The organism is Arthrobacter sp. 05L417 (genome assembly GCF_056397865.1).
The window spans coordinates 36,700-56,307 of record NZ_JBFTOG010000039.1 but is presented as its reverse complement, the minus strand read 5'-3'; the positions used below and the strand labels follow the sequence as shown (position 1 = coordinate 56,307).

At 62.6% G+C, this 19,608-nt stretch carries 22 protein-coding genes; 8 read left to right on the top strand and 14 right to left on the bottom strand.

The features are described 5' to 3' along the window. Window positions 1-209: 209 nt before the first annotated feature. From AC1DJW_RS21845 to AC1DJW_RS21825, 5 genes are read right to left on the bottom strand one after another with little or no spacing between them, the layout of a single operon-like run. Window positions 210-1,280 (bottom strand): lactonase family protein, encoded by a 1,071-nt coding sequence (locus tag AC1DJW_RS21845; protein WP_476902506.1) that lies wholly within the window; start codon window positions 1,278-1,280, stop codon window positions 210-212. A 32-nt stretch (window positions 1,281-1,312) separates the two neighbouring features. After that, complete coding sequence (locus AC1DJW_RS21840) at window positions 1,313-2,143, bottom strand: aldo/keto reductase (protein WP_461834887.1); 831 nt, start codon at window positions 2,141-2,143, stop codon at window positions 1,313-1,315. A 19-nt stretch (window positions 2,144-2,162) separates the two neighbouring features. Then, window positions 2,163-3,167: an NAD-dependent epimerase/dehydratase family protein gene (locus tag AC1DJW_RS21835; RefSeq protein WP_476902505.1), complete on the bottom strand. Its 1,005-nt coding sequence runs from the start codon at window positions 3,165-3,167 to the stop codon at window positions 2,163-2,165. Continuing rightward, window positions 3,164-4,135 carry an aldo/keto reductase gene (locus AC1DJW_RS21830; RefSeq protein ID WP_284754355.1) on the bottom strand — a complete coding sequence of 324 codons (972 nt, stop codon included), beginning with the start codon at window positions 4,133-4,135 and terminating at the stop codon, window positions 3,164-3,166. The genes AC1DJW_RS21835 and AC1DJW_RS21830 overlap by 4 nt, the downstream gene beginning before the upstream one ends. A 35-nt stretch (window positions 4,136-4,170) precedes the next feature. Beyond that, window positions 4,171-5,016 (bottom strand): aldo/keto reductase, encoded by an 846-nt coding sequence (locus AC1DJW_RS21825; RefSeq protein ID WP_476902504.1) that lies wholly within the window; start codon window positions 5,014-5,016, stop codon window positions 4,171-4,173. 165 nt (window positions 5,017-5,181) lie between these two features. Between AC1DJW_RS21825 and AC1DJW_RS21820 the strand changes: the two genes are divergently transcribed. The 3 genes from AC1DJW_RS21820 to AC1DJW_RS21810 all read left to right on the top strand — a co-directional run bounded on the left by AC1DJW_RS21820 (window position 5,182) and on the right by AC1DJW_RS21810 (window position 6,726). Next, a complete protein-coding gene (locus AC1DJW_RS21820) occupies window positions 5,182-6,105 on the top strand; it encodes a helix-turn-helix transcriptional regulator (RefSeq protein WP_476902503.1) in 924 nt (307 codons plus the stop codon). Window positions 6,106-6,250: 145 nt separating this feature from the next. Continuing rightward, window positions 6,251-6,457, top strand: a complete 207-nt coding sequence (locus tag AC1DJW_RS21815) for a hypothetical protein (RefSeq protein ID WP_459340944.1) — start codon at window positions 6,251-6,253, stop codon at window positions 6,455-6,457. Beyond that, the gene (locus AC1DJW_RS21810) at window positions 6,454-6,726 is read left to right on the top strand and encodes a hypothetical protein (RefSeq protein WP_059388368.1); all 273 of its coding nucleotides are present in this window, start codon (window positions 6,454-6,456) and stop codon (window positions 6,724-6,726) included. The genes AC1DJW_RS21815 and AC1DJW_RS21810 overlap by 4 nt, the downstream gene beginning before the upstream one ends. Before the next feature lie 81 nt (window positions 6,727-6,807). On the opposite strand, the gene AC1DJW_RS21805 is transcribed toward AC1DJW_RS21810, so the two are convergent. Together AC1DJW_RS21805 and AC1DJW_RS21800 are read right to left on the bottom strand one after the other, a co-directional pair. Continuing rightward, window positions 6,808-7,017, bottom strand: a complete 210-nt coding sequence (locus tag AC1DJW_RS21805; protein ID WP_184740694.1) for a dodecin — start codon at window positions 7,015-7,017, stop codon at window positions 6,808-6,810. Window positions 7,018-7,162: 145 nt separating this feature from the next. Continuing rightward, the gene (locus AC1DJW_RS21800) at window positions 7,163-7,885 is read right to left on the bottom strand and encodes an HAD hydrolase-like protein (protein WP_476902502.1); all 723 of its coding nucleotides are present in this window, start codon (window positions 7,883-7,885) and stop codon (window positions 7,163-7,165) included. 75 nt (window positions 7,886-7,960) lie between these two features. Here AC1DJW_RS21800 and AC1DJW_RS21795 point away from each other — a divergent pair, with 75 nt between their 5' ends. Continuing rightward, a complete protein-coding gene (locus AC1DJW_RS21795) occupies window positions 7,961-8,419 on the top strand; it encodes an Lrp/AsnC family transcriptional regulator (protein ID WP_059388371.1) in 459 nt (152 codons plus the stop codon). A gap of 11 nt (window positions 8,420-8,430) precedes the next feature. Here the strand turns inward: AC1DJW_RS21795 and AC1DJW_RS21790 are convergent, their stop codons facing one another. The 3 genes from AC1DJW_RS21790 to AC1DJW_RS21780 are packed head-to-tail and all read right to left on the bottom strand — an operon-like array spanning window position 8,431 to window position 12,311. Next, a complete protein-coding gene (locus tag AC1DJW_RS21790; protein WP_476902501.1) occupies window positions 8,431-9,840 on the bottom strand; it encodes an aspartate ammonia-lyase in 1,410 nt (469 codons plus the stop codon). Between the two features lie 4 nt (window positions 9,841-9,844). Further along, the gene (locus AC1DJW_RS21785; RefSeq protein ID WP_476902500.1) at window positions 9,845-11,266 is read right to left on the bottom strand and encodes an aldehyde dehydrogenase family protein; all 1,422 of its coding nucleotides are present in this window, start codon (window positions 11,264-11,266) and stop codon (window positions 9,845-9,847) included. Further along, window positions 11,259-12,311, bottom strand: a complete 1,053-nt coding sequence (locus tag AC1DJW_RS21780) for a homoserine dehydrogenase (protein WP_476902499.1) — start codon at window positions 12,309-12,311, stop codon at window positions 11,259-11,261. The genes AC1DJW_RS21785 and AC1DJW_RS21780 overlap by 8 nt, the downstream gene beginning before the upstream one ends. Window positions 12,312-12,629: 318 nt before the next feature. Between AC1DJW_RS21780 and AC1DJW_RS21775 the strand changes: the two genes are divergently transcribed. The 3 genes from AC1DJW_RS21775 (at window position 12,630) to AC1DJW_RS21765 (ending at window position 15,646) form a co-directional block, all read left to right on the top strand. Further along, entirely contained in the window at window positions 12,630-14,081 is a 1,452-nt protein-coding gene (locus AC1DJW_RS21775; RefSeq protein WP_476902498.1) for an amino acid permease, read from the top strand. A 96-nt stretch (window positions 14,082-14,177) separates the two neighbouring features. Continuing rightward, complete coding sequence (locus tag AC1DJW_RS21770) at window positions 14,178-14,843, top strand: alanine racemase C-terminal domain-containing protein (protein ID WP_476902497.1); 666 nt, start codon at window positions 14,178-14,180, stop codon at window positions 14,841-14,843. A gap of 2 nt (window positions 14,844-14,845) precedes the next feature. Next, entirely contained in the window at window positions 14,846-15,646 is an 801-nt protein-coding gene (locus tag AC1DJW_RS21765; protein WP_476902496.1) for an IclR family transcriptional regulator, read from the top strand. Here the strand turns inward: AC1DJW_RS21765 and AC1DJW_RS21760 are convergent. The 3 genes from AC1DJW_RS21760 to AC1DJW_RS21750 are packed head-to-tail and all read right to left on the bottom strand — an operon-like array spanning window position 15,643 to window position 17,638. Further along, entirely contained in the window at window positions 15,643-16,419 is a 777-nt protein-coding gene (locus tag AC1DJW_RS21760) for an IclR family transcriptional regulator (protein WP_476902495.1), read from the bottom strand. The genes AC1DJW_RS21765 and AC1DJW_RS21760 overlap by 4 nt on opposite strands. Window positions 16,420-16,451: 32 nt before the next feature. Next, complete coding sequence (locus AC1DJW_RS21755) at window positions 16,452-17,204, bottom strand: cyclase family protein (protein ID WP_476902494.1); 753 nt, start codon at window positions 17,202-17,204, stop codon at window positions 16,452-16,454. Continuing rightward, the gene (locus AC1DJW_RS21750; RefSeq protein WP_306972647.1) at window positions 17,201-17,638 is read right to left on the bottom strand and encodes a YqfO family protein; all 438 of its coding nucleotides are present in this window, start codon (window positions 17,636-17,638) and stop codon (window positions 17,201-17,203) included. The genes AC1DJW_RS21755 and AC1DJW_RS21750 overlap by 4 nt, the downstream gene beginning before the upstream one ends. 192 nt (window positions 17,639-17,830) lie before the next feature. Between AC1DJW_RS21750 and mmuM the strand changes: the two genes are divergently transcribed. Beyond that, window positions 17,831-18,781 (top strand): homocysteine S-methyltransferase, encoded by a 951-nt coding sequence (gene mmuM, locus AC1DJW_RS21745; RefSeq protein ID WP_461834896.1) that lies wholly within the window; start codon window positions 17,831-17,833, stop codon window positions 18,779-18,781. Between the two features lie 107 nt (window positions 18,782-18,888). On the opposite strand, the gene AC1DJW_RS21740 is transcribed toward mmuM, so the two are convergent. Further along, entirely contained in the window at window positions 18,889-19,590 is a 702-nt protein-coding gene (locus AC1DJW_RS21740; RefSeq protein WP_059388380.1) for a FadR/GntR family transcriptional regulator, read from the bottom strand. Between the last annotated feature and the right edge of the window lie 18 nt (window positions 19,591-19,608).

The window sequence follows — 19,608 nt, the reverse complement described above, 5'->3', positions numbered from 1 at the left end:
CTACGAACGACACCCCGGAAGATTCCGCCAACGACCCGCCACACCGGCCCCCGCCACACACGCCGGGATCAACCTCCCGCAGACCAAAACACCCCAAAAACCAGCCCAGTGACTCCACACAGCTTGACAACTTTCGGCTCGCTCACCTTGATGAGCGAGCGTTCCCGATTTTGGCCGCATATGTGAGCGAGCGTCGCCGTTTTGGCCCGTCAGGGAGCTATAACCAAAGCGGTGGGGGAACCCGTGTTCAGCTGGTCCAGGACGTCGCCCGGGATGCCGGTGGCATGGTCCAGGGCGAACGTGGTGACTTGGTTGGAACGTTCGTGCGCGACGTGGAGCCAGCCGTCGCGGACCAAGTGGTGTCGGGGCCAGTCTCCTCCGCTGGGCACGTCAGCCACGGGCCGGAGCCGGGTTCCGCTGCCCTCGACGGCCAACACCGAGATCCGGTTGGAGCCGCGGATACCCGTGTAGACGAAGCGATTGTCCGGGGACAGCGCGATTTCGGCCGCGGCGTCGCCGTCGGCGGCCCCACCGGCCGTCGCAGGACCGCGACGGTGGAGTGCAAAGCGACCGTCCGCGCCGGGCAGGAGCACCACCACTTCGATGGAGTACTCGGTCACCACGAAGACCGCGTCGGCGGAGGGGTGCTGGACCAAGTGCCGCGGACCGCTGCCCACGGGGAGCGCGACTTCGTGGTCCTTGAGCAGGCCGGTGTCGGGGAAGTAATTCCACACCCGCACGAGGTCGAAGCCGAGGTCCGTGGTCATGATCCGGCCATCCTCGAGCATGAGGCTTGCGTGGGCGCGGCTCACACGGGCGCCGCCCGTGGCAATGTCGATGCCGCCGTCGACGCCGGCGTGCGGGTCCTTGGCCGGCGGCGCGGCAAAGCGCGAGGTGATGCCGCCGTCGTCGTCGAGCCCGTACAGCAGCACGTTCCCGTCGCCCCAACAGTTGACCACGATGAAACGAGCGGAAGGGTCGACGGCGACGTGGCAAGCCGCGGCTCCGGCCGGCCAAGCCTCGCCCAGGGGCTCGAGGCCGAACAGCCCGGTCCGCCGGTACGCCCGGACCGTCTGGGCGGCCTCGGCTACCGCGTAGACCACCGGCAGGGTGGGGTGAACGGCAAGGAACGACGGCGACGGTGCTTCGACGGCGGTGCCCAGCCAAGCAATGCTGCCATCTTCACGCGCGGCGACTGCCCCAATGCCCATTCCGTTCCCGTCGCTGTCCGCGGTGTACGCGCCTGCCCAGATGAGCGTTCCGTCGATGTTCTCTGCCATGCCGTCCTCAGTGTTGGTGAGTAGAACCTGAATCAGTGTCCCTGTACGTCCGAGTCAACACCGGCATCGGCACCCGCGTCTAAAGTGGCGATCGCGGACAGGTCGTCATGGTCCAAAGCGAAGTCGAAAACGTCCAGGTTTTCCTTCATGCGCAGTGGATTGGCGGACTTCGGGATGGCCACGAGCCCCTCCTGGATGTGCCAGCGCAGCACCACCTGCCCGGGAGTCTTTCCGTGTTTCTTCCCGATCGCGGCCAAGACCGGGGCATTCAGGAGATCGCGGCCGGCCCCCAACGGACTGTACGATTCCGTGGCGATGCCATGGTTGCCGTTGAAGGCTCGCTCATCGATCCGCGTGATGGACGGTGAGATTTGGATTTGGTTGACGGCCGGCACCACCGAGGTTTCCTCAAGGAGCCGCTCGAGGTGCGAGGGCTTGAAGTTGGACACGCCGATCGAACGCACCTTCCCCTCAGCCTGCAGCCGCTCGAAAGTCTCCCAGGTGGACACGAATTCATTCCGTTGGGGGAGCGGCCAATGGATCAACAAGAGGTCCACGTAGTCCAGTCCGAGGCGCTTGAGGGAGCCCTCGAGCCCCTCGACGGCGCGATCGCGGCCCTGGTGTGTGCCGTCCAGTTTGGTGGTGATGAACAGTTCCTCGCGCGGGATGCCGCAGTCCCGCACGCCTTGCCCGACGCCGGCCTCGTTACCGTAGCGGTACGCCGTGTCGACGTGCCGGTAGCCAAGCTCGACGGCGGACACCACCGCCGCGGCGACCTGGGCGTCGTCGAGCGGCCAGGTCCCGAGGCCGATCTGCGGAATGGCATTACCGTCATTGAGCCTGACGGTCGGAGCAAGTGCCATGGTCCTGTCCTTTCAGTTGCTAGATCGGCCTCCGTGCCCATTGGACCAGTTGATCGCTGAGCTTCATGAAGTCCTGGTCCACGTGCTTGATGCCTGGATGTTCATCATGCCACCGGACGATCTCCCGTGCGCCTGCCGCGAACGGAATTTCTGCCCGATACCAGGGAACGAGCGTTTTGATCTTGGTGTTGTCGAAGACCACGGAGTGGGACCTGTCCCCGAGAAGCCCGGGTCCCAGCTCCGGGGAGTGCGCGGCTATGGTATCCGAGGCGATGTGCACGAGTTCGGGTTCCGGCACCCCGGCCGCTGTGGCGAAGAGCCGGTAGACCTGGTCCCACGGGAGGGCTTCGTCCGAGGTGATGGTGTAGCTTTCACCCACAGCCTGCGGCCGGCCGAGGAGGCCAAAGAAGGCCACCGCAAAATCATCCGCGTGGGTGAGGGTCCACAGCGAGGTACCGTCGCCGTGGACTATCACAGGCAAGCCTTCCCGCATTCGATGGATGTCCGTCCACCCCCCCAGCAGGGCGATCCGCGTGCGGTCATAGGTGTGCGAAGGCCGAACGATCGTCCCAGGGAATCCCTCGTCGCGGTAGGCCCGGACGAGAAAGTCTTCGCACGCGATCTTGTCCTGGGAGTACTTCCAGAACGGGTTCCTGAGCGGGGTCGATTCGAGGATCGGCAAGTGTGCGGGCGGCTTCTGGTAGGCCGAAGCCGAACTGATGAACACGTACTGCCCGGTCCGGCCGCGGAACAGCTCCACCGCGGCGGCCACATGCTCCGGCGTGAAAGAGATGAAGTCCGCGACGACGTCGAACTCGCGGCCGTTCAGCACCTCCGCCACCTCCGCGGGGTTGCGGATGTCCGCCTGCAGCAATTCCGTGCCCGGAGGGGCCGGCCTTTCCGTGCTCACTCCGCGATTGAGCACGGTGAGCCGATGACCCAGCGCGACGGCGCGCTCCGCCGCCGCCGCGCTGATGGTCCCGGTCCCGCCAATGAACAGCAGGCGCAACGGTGCCGACGTCACCACGCGTAGTCTTCCGGTGCGGTCCGGTGGCCGGGGAAGATGTCGTCGAGCCGCTTGAGGGCGTCGGCGTCGAGGGTGACGTCCAGAGCCCTGATGGCAGCGTCCAACTGCTCCTGCGTGCGCGGACCCACGATCGGTGCGGTCACGGCCGGCTGGTGCAGCAACCAGGCCAAGCCTACGTCGCCGGGCTCGTGGCCAAGGTCGTCTGCGAGGTCCTCATACTGGCGGATCTGGTCTTCGTGCTTCTTCAGGGTTTCGGCCGCACGGCCCTCAAGGCGACGGACGCCGTCGCGCTCCTTCTTCAGCACCCCGCCCAAAAGGCCGCCGTGAAGCGGCGACCACGGGATGAGCCCGAGGCCGTACTCCTGGGCGGCCGGGATGACTTCCAATTCGACGTTCCGGGTGAGCAGGTTGTAGATGGACTGCTCGCTCACGAGTCCGTTGTAGTTGCGCCGCGCGGCGGCCTCCTGGGCTTGGGCGATGTGCCAGCCGGCGAAGTTGCTGCTGCCGGAATACAGGATCTTGCCCTGCTGGACGGCGACCTCGATGGCCTGCCAGATCTCGTCCCACGGCGTGTTCCGGTCCACGTGGTGGAACTGGTAGACGTCGATGTAGTCGGTCTGCAGGCGCTTGAGGCTGGCGTCCAAGGCGCGCCGGATGTTGAGGGCGGAGAGCTTGGACTCGTTGGGGCGGTCCGTCATGGTTCCGTAGAGCTTGGTGGCCAAGACAACACGATCGCGGCGCTCGCCGCCCTTGGCGAACCAGCGGCCCAGGATTTCCTCGGTCCAGCCCCGGTTGTCGTGGCCGCCGTAGACGTTGGCGGTGTCGAAGAAGTTGATGCCGGAGTCCAGCGCGGAATCCATGATGGAGTGCGCTGCGGATTCCTCGGTCTGCGGGCCGAAGTTCATGGTTCCGAGGCACAGGCGGGAGACGCTGAGGCCCGAGCGGCCCAAGTGGGTGTACTGCATGGTTTTGCTTTCCTTACGCTGTGATGGGTGGGTTTCTACATCTGGCTGAAGGACGCGACGGCGGGGTCGGCGCCGAGGCGGGCACCGCCGTCGAGCGCGCTGATGGCCGCCAGTTCGCCCGGGGTGAGCTGCAACGCCGCCGCCGCGAGATTCTGGCGGATCCGCTCCGGGTGGACGGACTTGGGGATCACGATGTTGCCCGTTCCGAGGTGCCAGGCCAGCACGATCTGCGCCGGGGTGGCACCGTGCGTTTCGGCAAGTTCGGTGACCGTCGCCGACCCCAGGTCCGCTCCCTGCCCCAGCGGGCTGTAGGCCTCGACGGCGATCCCGTGCGAGCGGCTCTTCGCCGCCAGTTCCCGCTGTTGGAAGGTGGGGTGCAGTTCGATCTGGTTGACGGCGGGAACGACGTCGGCGAACTCAAGGAGAGTGTCGAGATGATCCTGCAAGAAGTTGGAGACGCCGATTGCCCGGGCGCCGCCGTCGGCGTGGATCTTTTCCAGCGCCTTCCACGCGTCGACGAACAGGCCTTGGGACGGCACGGGCCAGTGGATCAAGTAAAGGTCGATGACGTCGAGGCCGAGTTCGCGGCGGCTGTGGTCGAATGCCGCCGCGGCGCGGCCTTGTTCGCCGTTGCGGAGTTTGGTGGTGATGAAGAGTTCCTCCCGGGCGATGCCGGAAGCCTTGATTGCCGCGCCGACTCCGGATTCGTTCCGGTACGCCGCGGCCGTGTCGATGTGCCGGTACCCGGCTTCAAGCGCGTCCTCCACGGCCTTCTGGGTCTCGGCAGGTGGGACCTGGAAGACGCCGAAGCCGAGCTGGGGGATGGTGACCGAGTTGTTCAGGACGAGCCCGGGAACGGTTGAATTCTGAGCGCTGGACATGTCCGGCCCTTTCGTCGCTGGTGGGTGTATTGCCTGACTGGCTTTTTCGAGCCTATGCACTTTCGGCAGAACAATCAGTAGTTTTGACGCCCCCTGTTTTTCCTAGGACTCGCAGTCCTACCTTGGCCGTAGAAACACGCCCTGAGGGAGGGAAGAATGGGGGGCATGGGTCAAAGTGCCGAGTTCGGAAAGTTCCTCAAAGCCATGCGTGCCCGGATGTCGCCGGAGGATGCAGGGTTGCCGGAAGCGTCCGGCGCGCGCCGCGTTCCCGGGCTACGCAGGGAAGAGATTGCCCGCTTGGCGGATGTCAGCACGGACTACTACACCCGCCTCGAACAGGGTCGCCATATCCATCCTTCCCGGGCGGTCCTTGAATCGGTGTCGCGGGCACTTCGCCTGGACTCAAGCGAGCACGCCCACATGATGGACCTGCTTGAGCACTGCGCGGAGAGCGCCAAAGCGCCGACTACGACGCCCCGCGTGCGGCCGGCGCTGCGCCAACTTCTGGACGCTGTGGGCGACGTTCCGGCGCTCCTGCTGGGCCGGCGCAGTGACGTGCTCGGAGCCAATCGCATGGCGATCCTACTGTTTGCCGACTTCCCGGCCATGCCTTCCGCTGAGCGGAACCTCACGCGTTGGCTGATCCTGGATCCACAGGCACGCGAACTGTTCCGGGACTGGAAGACGGTTGCGGCGGAAGCCGCCGGTTCCCTGCGTGCGGATACCGGGCGGCACCCCGACGACCCTCAAGCCAACCAACTCGTGGGCGAACTCGCTGTAAACAGCGAACACTTCCGCCAATGGTGGGCCGGTCATCGCGTGGCGGCGCGTTCCGCCGGGACTGTCCGCCTGCATCACCCCACTGTGGGAGACGTGGAGCTGAACTTCGAGAATCTGGCCCTGCCACAGGACCCGGACCAGGTTTTGAGGGTCTACTCCGCGAAGGCGGGTTCGCCGTCGGACGATGCCCTGAAGTTGCTGGGCAGCTTTGGCGCGGGAACGGCGTTTGGCGCGGGAACGGCATTTGGTGCGGGAACGGCGACGGCGAGCCCGGAGTTGTCCGAGCGTCATGCAATGGACGAGAGCTGAGGGAGTTTCACCCAAAAGTGGTCCACGTCACTGTGCTGTTGCATAGTGAATTGGCATGATTCTGTTTAGGTGCCCATTGGGCGGCTTTTGAATCGCGTTTACGCTGAATCCAGACCTTTTCGCATATCAAGGATGGAATTCAACGATGAAACGCATCGCGCTGCTGAGGGAACGGGCAATCACCGCCGGGTCCGCGGGATCCACGGGCTCGCATTGCCCGGCGTCCGGTCAGTGGAGCCCTGAAGGCGAACCCCACGTGGTCCAAACGTTCTTTGAGGGCCACGTCTTCCCTGCCCACAACGGTGCGGCGACGGTCTGGCACCGCCAGTACCTGGTCTCCGAGTCCCGATGAGTCCAGAAACCTTGGGCGCGTGGGGCCCAAGCCACTTCACGACGTCGGCCCAACGGCCCGCTGGGGCGGCACTTCGCCTGCCGCCGTCGAAATGGTCCGAACTCAGCCGCGGCGAAACCGTCTGGATCCACGAGGACAAATGGGGCTTCGACGCCGGCCTAGTGGATGAAGTTTCCTCCGATCACGAATTCCTGTGGATCGAATTTGCCGGCCGTGGCCGGCGACTCCTCTGTGGCGGTGACCCCGTCCAAGTCTGGACCCGCGGGTGAGTCCAGCCTCGCAACTGATGGCCGTCAGCCGTTCCACAGAAAGGCTGACGGCCATCGTCGTTTTGGGGTTTAGAGGGCTTCTTATCGCTCCAGGCGGAATCCGAGCTTGATGGTTACCTGCCAGTCGGCAACGGCGCCCTCGCTGAGGTGGCCACGGATTTCCTTGACCTCGAACCAATCGAGGTTCCGAAGGGTCTGGCTAGCAGCCGCAATCCCGTTCTTGATGGCGGCGTCGACGCCCTCGGACGAGGTTCCAACAATTTCGGAAACGCTATATGTGTGGTCAGCCATTCTTGCTCCTCATGATCGTCCTTGATGCCTGAACTGCGGGCCTGGCAGGCCGTGAAAGCAGACTAGCCGACGGAGGGCCGGCGGACTAGGGGTCTGGCCCTCCTGACGCTCGCTCACATATGGCCGGTCTGGAACCGATGCTCGCTCACATATGGTGCCTTTCGGCGGAACGCTCGCTCACTGATGAGGCCAGGATCATCGGCAGCAAAACTGTGGGTGAGATGGCAGTGGCAGCAGCGTGCAACGCCTCCTCATTTCCCCCGTACCCCCAGAGCGCGAAAAAGGTGGAAATTCCATGCTCAGCGGCTCCCGCGACGTCATAACTTCTGTCGCCGACCATTGCCGGGTTGGAGATATCGATGCCCAGGGAGGCAAAGCGGAGCAGTGCTTCACCGATGACTTCCGCCTTGGTCGCCCGTCTTTCAACGTCCGATGCCCCGCATATGGTGATGAAGTTGCTTTCGATTCCAAAGCGTCGTGCGAGTCGTAGTGCTTGATCTTCCACTTTGGACGTGGCAACAGCCATGGGGATACCGGCTGAGTGTAGTTGCTCCAGCAGTTCTGTGACTCCTTCGTAGAGGCTCGATTGCTCAGCGCCGTGATCCGCGTATGCCTTGCGATAGTGTTGGAGGGCTCTCTGGGCTGTCGCTTCGTCAATCCCGGAGACTGCTCTGAACGATTCGACCATCGGTGGCCCGACAAACCTGAGTAGTTCTTCCGGCCTCGGGACCGGCGCTCCCACGGATTCCAAAGCCCGGGCAGCACTTGAGGTAACACCTGGGGCAGAGTCGATAAGTGTTCCGTCCATGTCGAACAGGACGCAGGTGATGGCGCCGAACGGTGGATGGCTGTGATGCGGAAGTATCATCTTTTCTGGAGCTTTCGGTTGTGGATCGGGTTCTGCTTGGGTTGTGCACAGGGATTTACTTTTTGAAGGGTGGGCATGGACCGCGTGAGTCTCGATCACATAGACCAGAGGATCCTTGCGGAGCTCACCAAGAACGCACGCATTAGTCATGCCGAACTGGCGAGCAAAGTCCTGCTTTCAAGGAATGCTGTGCGCCAGCGCGTCGACCGGATGGAACGGCAAGGATACATCCAGGGATATACGCTGGTTGCTGGCCTACCCGGGCAAGGGTCCGTCTCGGCTTTCCTTATGGTCTACCGGAAGGACCGGGTGCGTGGTTCGGATGTCATCGCTGTTTTGCGGTCCATTCCGGAAGTGGTTTTGTGCGACGTCGTCAGCGGGGACTTTGATCTTCTCGTGAGGCTTGAAGCCCGGTCTTTGGAGAGAATCCAGGAGATCTGGGAGCAGATCGCCGCACTTCCGGGCGTCACGGATACCGTGACGGCCATGACGCTTTCCAGTCTCATCCGGCGTGGTGCAGTGCCGACCGCGTGAGGAGTCGGCGATCAGACCGCTGATATGCGGGTGCCCCTGACCGGAAGCGCAGCCGATTCAAGCATCGATTGAGCGGTGGCACGGTCCAGGAGGTTCTTGCCGGTAACGACGTCGAGAATGGCTGATCCGTCCCGCAGGGCTTCCTTGGCGACCGCCGCCGCGGCCGCGTAGCCGATGGCCGGAACCAGTGCCGTTGCAAGGCCCACCGAAGCTGCCGTCTGGCGGGCGAGGCGGTCGGTGTTCGCTTCGATGCCTTCCATGCAGTGTGTGCGGAGAACGCGAGCTCCTTGTTTGAGCCAAGAAACGGCTTGAAGCAGGACGTGAGCGATGACAGGTTCGAAGGCATTGAGTTGGAGTTGGCCATTGTCTGCAGCCATCGTTACTGCGGTGTCCGCTCCGGCAACCGCGAAAGCGATCTGATTCATGGTCTCGGGGATGACAGGGTTCACCTTTCCGGGCATGATGGACGACCCCGCTTGACGGGGAGGCAAGGTGATCTCGCCAAAGCCATTCTGCGGTCCGCTGGACAGCAACCGGAGGTCACTGCTGATCTTGGATAGCTTGATTGCGGTCCGTTTGAGCATGCCCGACACGTGCATGAAAACTCCGACATCGGACGTCGCCTCGACCAGATCGTTGGTAGGAAGGACGTCGACGCCGGAAACCTCGGAGAGTGCCCGCAGCACCAGTTGCTGATAACCCGGTTCGGCGGTAATGCCGGTGCCGATGGCGGTGGCCCCCAGGCTGCATTCGCGCATCAGATCGGTGGACTCCAGGAGCCGGGAGCGATCTTCCTCCAACGTGGCGGCGAAGGCATTGAACTCCTGCCCCAGGGTCATCGGGACGGCATCCTGAAGCTGGGTCCTACCCATCTTCACGACATCGGCAAATTCGGCACCCTTGTTTCTGGCGGTTTCGGCAAGCTTGCCCAATTCCTGATTGAGTTCCGCGATGGCGAAAATGAGGGCCAGCTTGATGGCGGTTGGATAAGCGTCATTGGTGGATTGGCAACGATTGACATGGTCGATGGGGTGCAGGTGCTGGTAGTCGCCGAGGCGCTGGCCTAGTTTTTCCAGCCCGAGGTTCGCGATCACTTCATTCGCGTTCATATTCGTGCTGGTGCCGGCGCCTCCTTGGATAACGTCAACGCAGAACTGTTCGAGGTGATGCCCGTCCTGGATTTCCCGGCACGATTCGCGGATTGCTGCCGCCTGCCGGGGCGAGAGCACCCCAAGTTCGCAGTTGGCCTGCGCCGCGGCGTTCTTGATCATTGCCAGGGAGCGTACCAAGTGCGGATGCCTGGAGATCGGAATGCCGCTGATGGTGAAGTTTTCCAATGCCCGGGCAGTGTGTGCTCCCCAGTAGGCGTTGGCGGGTACGGGAATGTTCCCGAGCGAATCGGTCTCTATGCGGCTGGTCACGGCTCTATATCCCGCGGTTCTTGATGCAGACGACTTTGGGCTGGGTCATCTCTTCGTAAGCAAAATGGACGCCTTCCCTGCCGAGGCTTCCGTATTTGGAACCCCCGAACGGCATGCCGTCGAACCGATAGTCCGAGGAATCATTGATCATGACTCCGCCTGCGTCGAGTCGGCGCGCGGCTTCCATGGCGTTGCTCAGGGAGTCCGTGAAAATGCCGGCGTGAAGGCTGAATTCGATGGCATTTGCTACTTCAATGGCTTCTTCGAACGTATTGAAAGCATGCAGCATGACAACAGGCCCGAACACTTCTTCCCTCCACAGCCTGCTGTCCGCCGGGACCGCTTCCAGCACAGTCGGCTCAAGCACATTGCCTACCGTCACGTTGCCTGCGAGAAGTGCAGCGCCGTCATGGATGGACTCATCGAGCTTGGCTTTGAGTTCGTCTAACGCAGCGGGGCTGATCATCGGCCCGACGTCCGTCCGCTCATCCGACGGATCTCCGGATACCAATCGGGCTGTCGCTTCCAGGAAGCGCTGGCGGAAATCGGCGTACAACGGTGTGGCTACAAGGATTCGCTGCACCCCCACGCAGTTCTGGCCAGCGGCCCAGAACGCTCCGGAGACGCAAGATTCCACGGCGTCGTCAATGTCAGCATCGCTCAGGACGATGACAGGTGCGTTTCCGCCCAGGTCCATGGAAAGCTTCTTCAGGCCGGCGGCGCGGGCAATGCTTTCCCCAGTGGAGAACCCGCCGGTAAAGGACACCATTCTCACATCCCGGGACCGGATGATGGCTTCGGCTACCTCCCGATCCCCGTGAACAACAGTCAGGACTTCAGGAGAAAGCCCAGCATCCACAAGGGCGTCCGCGAGGAGTTGGGCCGACAGGGGAGTCAGGGCGGAGGGCTTGAGGACCACTGCGTTGCCTCCGGCAATGGCCGGACCGATCTTGTGCGCCACGAGATTGAGGGGGTCGTTGAAGGGCGTGATCGCTGCAATGATGCCAAGCGGTTCGCGCGAGTACCATCCGGTCCGGTCTTCCGAGCCCTCGTATGAGTCAAAGGGAATGACCTCGCCGGCGTTCCGGCGCGCTTCGGCCGCGGACAGGCGAAGGGTATTGACGGCTCGCAATACTTCCTTTCGGGCCTGGCGGATGGTCTTGCCTGACTCGGCAACAATGGTCCGGGCGAACTCTTCGCTTCGCCGTTCAATGTCGGTGGCAGCAGCGTCGAGGATTTTCCCCCGGGTGTTGCGGGACAGTGCCCGTGCTTTTCGCGCGCCGGCCCGGGCCACTTCGAGCACGGCGTCGGCGGCACAAGCGTCGGTCAGGGAGACCGTGCCGACGATCCTGCCATCGTAGGGGCTCGTCACTTCACGGAACCGTGGCAGCACCATTTCCGTGGCGCAGAGTGTGGACTCAGACATGTGCGGCCGCCCCTGTCTTTGCTGAGTGGATGGCGATGATGTCTGAGAGCAAGGCGTAGGCGGTCTCCACGCGACCTGCTCCAGGTCCCGATACGGTAACCGGGCCAAGTAGATCGGTATCGAAGGAGACGGCGTTCGTAGCGCCCGAAACGCCGGCAAGTCCGTGGTCAAGGGGCACCGCGACCGGTGCTACACCTGCGGTGACGGTCCCGTCAGGATTCCGCCGTGCCGAACCGACGAGCTTCCAGCGGCGTCCGTTCCGGGATGCCGTTCGGACATCTTCCGCCGTGACCGTCGAGATCCCTTGCCGCCGGACGTCCTTGAGTTCGATGCCCGCGTCAAGCAGTTCGTTGGCGAGGATGAGGACCTTGAGCTGGACATCGTAGCCCTCGATGTCTGCTGCTGGGTTCGCCTCGGCGTAACCGAGTTCCTGTGCCTCGCTGACGGCAGCTTCGAAGTCCAGGCCGGCTTCCATTCGACCGAGCACGTAATTGCTGGTTCCGTTGAGAATGCCTTCGAAACCATTCAACCGGAGTCCTGAAAACATCTTCTTCGCCAAACGGATCACCGGCGTGCCACTCATGACGGCTCCTTCGTATTCGAAGTAGACGCCATTATGCGCGGCCAGGGAATTCAGTTCGGCCCCACGGAGGGCAACCGGTCCTTTGTTCGTGGTGCAGACGCTCTTGCCCGATTCGAGGGCCCACCGCACATGGGAGACCGCAGGTTCGCCGTCGTCGGGGTTTGTGAAGGTGGCTTCGCAGATGATGTCTGCTGTGCACGAGCGGATGACCGACTCATTGTTGGTGTCCGCGGATCCCCCGTGTTCGGCGAAGGTTTCGCTCCCGCCGCCAAGGCCCAGGGCCATGGAGAGGTCGATACCCTCTGGCTGGACCAGGGATCCGAGGCGAAGGTCGGTGATTGCCACGACCCGGAGGCCAAAGCCCAGCCCGGAACGAAGTGCCTCATTGCGTGTTGCGATCAGTTCGGCCAGGGTCCTGTTGACGCCGCCAAAGCCGATCAGGGCAATGTCATAGGTGGTCATGCTGCTCCTTCAGTCAGTTACATCGGTCCTCCAATATTGACCGGATTCCATGTCAGCCATGGCATGTGATTCCGGCCGAAGACTAGGGCGAATCGACCATCCGCATGGCGATTCGACATCAGCGTCCGCAAGTAACATGCGTGCAACATATACATGTCCAAATGTTTTTAATGACCAATTCGACTACGCTGTGTTATCTTCATCACCATCCCCTTGCGCACCTCCGGCAATCCGGATCACCCCTCGACCCCCGAGGTATCACGCGCATTCTTCGCACCTGATTCGACCACCAACCTGACCACCGACCCCGGAGGCACCATGGAATCCTCATTACCCGTCGCGCTAGAACCACAGCTCTCATCCCCTCCGTTGTCTGAATCCGGGCTACGCCGGTCCATGGGGCCCAGGCACCTCGTCATGATCGCCATGGGCGGGGTGATCGGCTCCGGACTTTTCTTGAGTTCCGGCTACACGATCTCCCAGGCCGGACCGCTCGGCGCGGTCATCGCCTACCTGATTGGCTCCTTCGTGGTCTACCTGGTAATGGCATGCCTTGGCGAACTTGCCATCGCGTACCCAGTCTCGGGAGCCTTCCACATCTACGCATCGCGGTCGATCGGACCAGCCACGGGATTCACCACAGCGTGGCTCTACTGGCTTTGCTGGGCCGTGGCCATCGGCTCGGAATTCACAGCGGCCGGCCTCCTCATGCAGCGATGGTTTCCAAACATCGACGTGTGGGTCTGGTGTGTCATCTTTGCCGCCGTTCTTTTCGGCCTCAACGCCGTCTCTTCGCGGTTCTTCGGAGAGTCGGAGTTCTGGTTCGCGATCATCAAGGTCGGCGCCATCATCGTCCTGATCGTGCTCGGGGGTGCCGCACTATTTGGTTTCCACCCATTGAGCGAGACCGGCAACCATCCCTTCCTCCTCGAGAACTTCAACACCACCGGGGGTCTCTTCCCCAACGGATTCACTGGCGTTCTGGTCACCGCGCTTGCAGTGTTCTATGCCTTCTCCGGTTCCGAGCTCATCGGCGTAGCGGCAGGCGAAACCGCGGATCCTGCCAAGAGCATTCCGAAGGCCATGCGCAGTACCGTCGTCCGGTTGCTGATCTTCTTCGTCGGGGCCATCGCGGTCATCGCCGCCACCATCCCGTTTGATCAGATCGGCCTGGACCAGAGCCCGTTCGTGACGGTCTTTTCCTCCATCGGCATCCCGTTTGCCGCCGACGCCATGAATTTCGTCATCATCACCGCGCTCCTTTCCGCCGGCAACAGCGGTCTCTTCTCGTGCGCCCGCATGCTGTACTCTCTCTCGGACGAAGGACATGCCCCTCGCGTGTTGCGAAAGCTGACCCGGCGCGGCATCCCTATGGTTGCGCTCTCCGTGAGCATGGTGGGTGGCCTGGCATCGCTCATCAGCAGCGTGGTTGCGCCCGAGACGGTGTACTTGGCCCTGGTGTCCGTCGCAGGGTTCGCCGTCGTCGGCGTGTGGATGTCCATCGCCGCATCACATTTCTTCCACAGGCGGACTTTCGTCAAGAATGGCGGCAACGTCGCGGCCCTTCCCTACAAGGCCCCGCTGTTCCCCCTAGTTCCGATCCTGGCGTTCTCGCTCTGCTTCATTTCGTTGATCGGTATCGGGTTTGACCCGAACCAGGTAGCCGCCCTCTACTTCGGGGTCCCCTTCGTAGGAGCCTGCTACGCCTTGTTCTATCTCAAGTACGGACGCAAGGCGCGCACGGCCGCGCCGTCTTTGCTGGATCGCTGACCATCGTTCACCCAGCTCTCGGCCGGGGATTGCTGTCCCTGGCCGAGGGCTGTCCGACGGATCGTCAGCCATCCGAGGCTTCAGCTGGCCGGGATCATGACCCACTTCCCCAAAAATGACAACCGCCATATCGAAGAGGCACTGCTGCGCTTTCAAACCCAGACACTGGCGCTGCTCGACATCGCCGGGGCTTCCCGGGAAGAAGTGCTGCTCCATTGCGCCAATTCCTATGCTGCGCTGCACGTTACCGGCTCTTGGCTGGACATGGTCCGCGCGGGGGCCGTTCTCTATGGCGATTCTGATGCGACGGTGGGCCGCTTCCAACGGTGCCTGACCTTCAAAGCCCGGATCGCCTCTGTCAACAGGTATCCTGCCCGCACAAAAGTCGGATATGGCCTCACCCACACGCTGGACCGGGACTCAAAGTCGGCATCGGTGACCGCAGGATACGGCGACGGCTATCGTCGCGCGCTTGCCCGCGGAGGCCACGTGCTCGTCCGTGGCCGCCGTGTCGCCATCGTCGACCTTGTTTCGATGAATTCCATGGTTGTTGACGTAACCGACATCGCCGACGCCTCTCCGGGCGACGAGGTTGTGCTGTTCGGAAAGCAAGGAGCCGAAGAAATCACCGTTGAGGAGATGGAGATCGGCGAACTCGGCAATCCTCGCCGATCTCTACACCGTGTGGGCAGGAGGAAGCCGCGTTCCGGTCAACGGGGACGTGTGAGAATAGGGCCTGATGAAGCTCGGAAGGAGCATTGACAATGGATTCTTCCTCGGAAGCGTCGTCCATGGCACAAGGACTTCGGATTGTGCGCTTGGTCGCGGAGCGGGAGAAGTGGGGCCGGCGGCTCCTCGGCGTCTCCCAGCTCGCCTCCGAGTTGGACATGGAACAAAGCCGCGTATCCCGGCTGACCCAGGAACTGTGTGATCTGGGACTTCTGGAACGGGTCGAACGCGGTCCGTTCCGGACAGGCCCGCGATTTTTCGGCCTCGCGGCGTCGCTTAATACTGGCTGGGTTCGCCAATCAAGAACCGAGTTGGAGGCGCTGGTGGCCACGCTTGGCCTCCGATCCAGGGTTTCTGTCCGCGAGGGCTTCCGGGTAATTCTCCTGCGCGCATCCAGCAATGACGCGCTCCCTGGCAGCTTCGTCAAACCTGGAATGGTGACGCCGACATGGTGCACGGGATCAGGCCGGGCACTCTTGTGGGATCACGAGCAGGCCGCGATTCAAGATCTCCTCAAGGACGCCAACTTCATCGGTGTCGGCGGTCCGGGCGCGGCCCACTCGACCGAAGAGGTCTGCGAGCTGATGGACAGGGACCGGAACCGGGGCTTCATAGTGGCGGCCGAAGAATTCGAACATGGCGTCTACGAATTAGCCGTTCCTGTCCGTGACCCGGAAGGAACGATTCTTGCTTCACTTAGTGTTCTGGGCAACCGGCCCCAGATCGAGCCCAGGGCCGGGAAAATCGCCAAGATTCTCACGGAAGCCGCCGCGCGGCTCGGATCATGCGGTCGCAGTACTCGGGACAATACGGGAGGAAGGGGCCTTGCGAGCTAGGCCAGCGCCTGCGGCAGTCCCTGACCCATCGTCGATTCGAGCCACTTTCCCCACGACACGAGAGCCGAGGCGCAGAGTTCCCGCCGCGCTGCCAGCCGTGTCTTAGGGCCCACGACCTGCAGGGCAGCCACCACTTCGCGTTTGAAATCCCGTACGGGAACGGCTAGGGAATACAAGCCTGGTTCTGCTTCCTCATCCACGATGGAATACCCCCGCCCCCTAGCCTCATGCAGCCGCGTCAGGAAGTCCTCGACATCGACTGGAGTATTGGGGCCGTGGCGAACAAATGCAGAGGACGCGAAAACGGTTCGGACCTCGGCGTCGGACGCCTCCCACAACAATGCCTGGCCGGCGTCGCTGCAGTAGGCCGGGTAAGGCCGGCCCAACCACGAACCGACCATGTTGCTGCTCGCCGGAATACGCTCACCGACCGTCACCGTGCTGTCACCGCTCAGCACTCCGAGAAAGCATCCTTCGTTCGTTTCGCCGGCAAGGCCCTCCAAGGCAGTGATCCCGTCCGTCTGCAGCCGTTGTTCGGTCAAAAGCTGGGCGTCGGTAAAGAGTGACCAGTTCAGGTTGTAGGACCGCCGCTCGGCGCGTTCCAGGAACCCTTCTTGTTCCGCGACTCGCAGGCTCCGCGAAACCTGGCTGCGATCCTTGCCTAAATCGGCTGCAATATCGGCGACCGTGCCGCCGGCGAGGCCTTCGGCGTTGCGGGAGCCGACTGCAAGGACAGCCATGATTCCCCGTCCCATGCTGGATGTCTTAGGCATGGATCTGATTCTAGCCACCGGACGGGCGTGACTCAGTGGATAGCAAACACCCGGGCGGGAAAGCCGCTGCCCTCAAGGGGTTTTGGCCACGTCGCAACCAGGGCGGCACCCTTTTCCGGAAGACCATCCAGGTTCGCCAATAGCTCGATCTGCCAACGGTTCTGTCCCAGCACGTATGTCTCCAGGCTAAAGTCCTTGCGGGAAGTGGCCAGCCCCGGGTCCGTGTCTGTCTGTTCATGACCTACAGCCGCAATCGACCGTCGTTCAATCAGGAAGGTGAGGGCCTCCTGCGACCAGCCCGGAGTGTGACTGATGCCTTCGTCGTCCCTGTTCGCCATGGCGTCGGCATCGGGCCAACGTCGGCTCCAGCCTGTCCGCAGTGCCACAAAGCTACCCGTCGGGACAGTGCCGTTTCGGCTTTCCCATGCGTGGATGTCCGCCACCGTGGGGGTGGCATCGGGATCAGCCTTGACCCGTTCTGAAATGTCCAGGATGACCAGCGGAAGGATCATGTCTCCTACCGGGATCTGATCCAAAGACCGGCCGCCGCGGATGAAATGTGAGGGGGGATCAACGTGTGTTCCCCATTGCCCGATGATCGAATAGCGGTGCGCCGTGAATCCGTCGCCATTCTCCAGATCGAACACGGCTTCCCTGATCTCGTCGGGGAAAGCGGGGAAGTGCGGTTGGCCTGGGTGGAATGCATGCGTCAAGTCGGCGAACGTCCTGCCCGCTATGAGGGGCTGGAGCCCGTCCCAAAAATCCGTCGTGGCGTTGTCGGTCATGATGCGACCCCGCTCTCGCGGGCCTCTGCCAGTGCGGTGGATGAGACGCTCACGACGCCGGATAGCTCTATGACAGGGACTTCCCAAGGGTGGATCTCCACAAGGTGACGCATGAACCGATCCACCCGCTCGTCGTCCAGGGCGGCGTCGAAGTACGTCGTGAAGACAAAGGTCGGCGAAATGGTCCGCTGGCCCACTTGCCCCAAGGTGGGGTTGGCGCCTTCAGCCACGGTGAATCCTTCGAATCCCACGCCAGACTCGAAAACGTGCCTGTAGTTTCCAAAGTCCCCCAACTCCGGGGAGTCCGCCAAGGCCTGAAGCAGTGCCGTAATGCCGTGGTCATTCCGGAACGCACCGGCCTCGCCCTCAGCGAGCCCAGCGAAAGTCTCGGACGCGATAGGCCAATGTACGCGCAGCTTGCGCACTGATTTCATTTCTATCTTCAAGGGGTCCTCTTCCCTGCGCTTGGCGCAGATTGCTTGACTGCCATGGTGGCATAACAGGCCTGATCATTACAAGCATTTTCAAATGCTCATAATGACCAATATAGTGAAAGGGTGGTCACGCTGGACCATCTCGTCCCCACATGGGCACGAATGAAGATCAACTGCTTGGAGCCCCGAACGATGCCCAGTAAGATCACGCTGTCCCGCATGCTCGACGCCGGCTCGAAGCTGACGCTGGACGGCGCACTCGCCACTGAGCTCGAGGCGCGGGGCTGCAATCTGGAGGACCCACTTTGGTCGGCCAAGGTGCTTCTGGAACAACCGCAGCTGATCAAGCAAGTGCACCGCGACTATTTCGGTGCGGGCGCCAAAGTTGCAATCACGGCGAGCTATCAGGCCACGCCACAAGGATTTGGACAGCGCGGCGTTTGCGAAGTGGAAGCCTTGGAATTGGTGGCATTGAGCGTACGCCTGGCCGACGATGCGAGGCGCGAATACTTGGCTGAAAACCCGGAAGCGGGACCCCTGCTGATTGCCGGATCAGTAGGCCCTTATGGCGCCTACCTCGCTGACGGTTCGGAATACCGCGGGGACTACACCCTCAGCCGGATCGAGTTCATGGAATTCCACAGGCCCCGGATCGCGGCGCTGGTGGAGGCGGGAGTGGACCTGCTGGCATGTGAGACGTTGCCTTCGGTTTCGGAGGCGAAGGCACTGTTGGCACTCGTAGAAGAGTTCAACGTCGAAGCATGGTTCTCCTTCACGCTACGGGACGGGGAGCACATCAGCGACGGCACAACGCTGGCCGACGTCGCAAGGCTCTGTGCAACGCAGCCGCGCGTCGTCGCGATCGGCGTAAATTGCGTGCCTCTGGAACTGGTCTCTCCGTCGCTTCGAGCCCTACGCAAAGTCACCTCAATCCCGTTGATCGCGTATCCGAATTCCGGCGAAAGCTATGACGCTCTAACCAAGACCTGGACGCCCGGCCCGGCCGTGGGCGGTGCTGATGGCAAGCAACCTGCAAGCATTGCGGAAGGAGCCGGCATCTGGCAAGAACTTGGCGCTCGGCTTATTGGAGGGTGCTGCAGGACGACACCGCAGGATATTGCTGGGATCGGTCGATATATGTGAGCGGGCGTTCGCTCACAGCCGTTGATATGTGAGCGAGGGTCCGCCCGCGACCGTTGATATGTGAGCGGGCGTCCGAGAACTCAGGGGGGCGGGGGAGCCGGGCCTGCCTAGGCCTCCAGGACGTATGTCCTGAGATCGTCGAGGGTCTGCTGCATGTGCGCGTCCATGGCCTCGCGGGCCCGGGGAGCGTCGCCGGCTTCGAGGGCTTTGAGGATGGCCCGGTGATGTCCGATCGCGTGCCGCTGGATATCGGGGATTTGCGAGGTCTGGGTGCGTCGGGTTTCCAGGACCCGGTGCAGGGGTTCAAAGAGCACGGCCACGAACACGTTGCCGGAGGCGTGCAGGATGACATCGTGGAAGCCCAGGTCCGCTTCGACGAACGCGCTCACATCGTTGGAATCGTGCGCCTTCTGCATGGCGGACACGTGAACCTGCAGCTGGTCGATTTCTTCGGGGGAGACCCGTGAAGCGGCGAGTTCGCAGGCGCCGGTCTCGAGCATGCGGCGCAACTCGATGAGCTGGACGGCCGCTGCGGCGTCGTTCTTTCCTTCCGAAGCCGCACGCAGCACAGCTTCGAGGGAAGCCCAGCGGTTCAGAGGGTTGACGAACGTCCCCCGGCCGCGCTCCACGCTCAGGATTCGCTGGGCCTCGAGGGTCTTCATGGCCTCGCGGACCGTCATGCGGCTGACTTCATGCTTGGCGCTCAGCTCGAGTTCGCCGGGAACCACTGTGCCCGGCGGAAATTCGCCCGCGACGATGCGGTCCAGCAGCTCGTCAGCGACGACGCCGACCAGCGACTTGCGTGCCATGGTGCTCCGTTCCTAGAT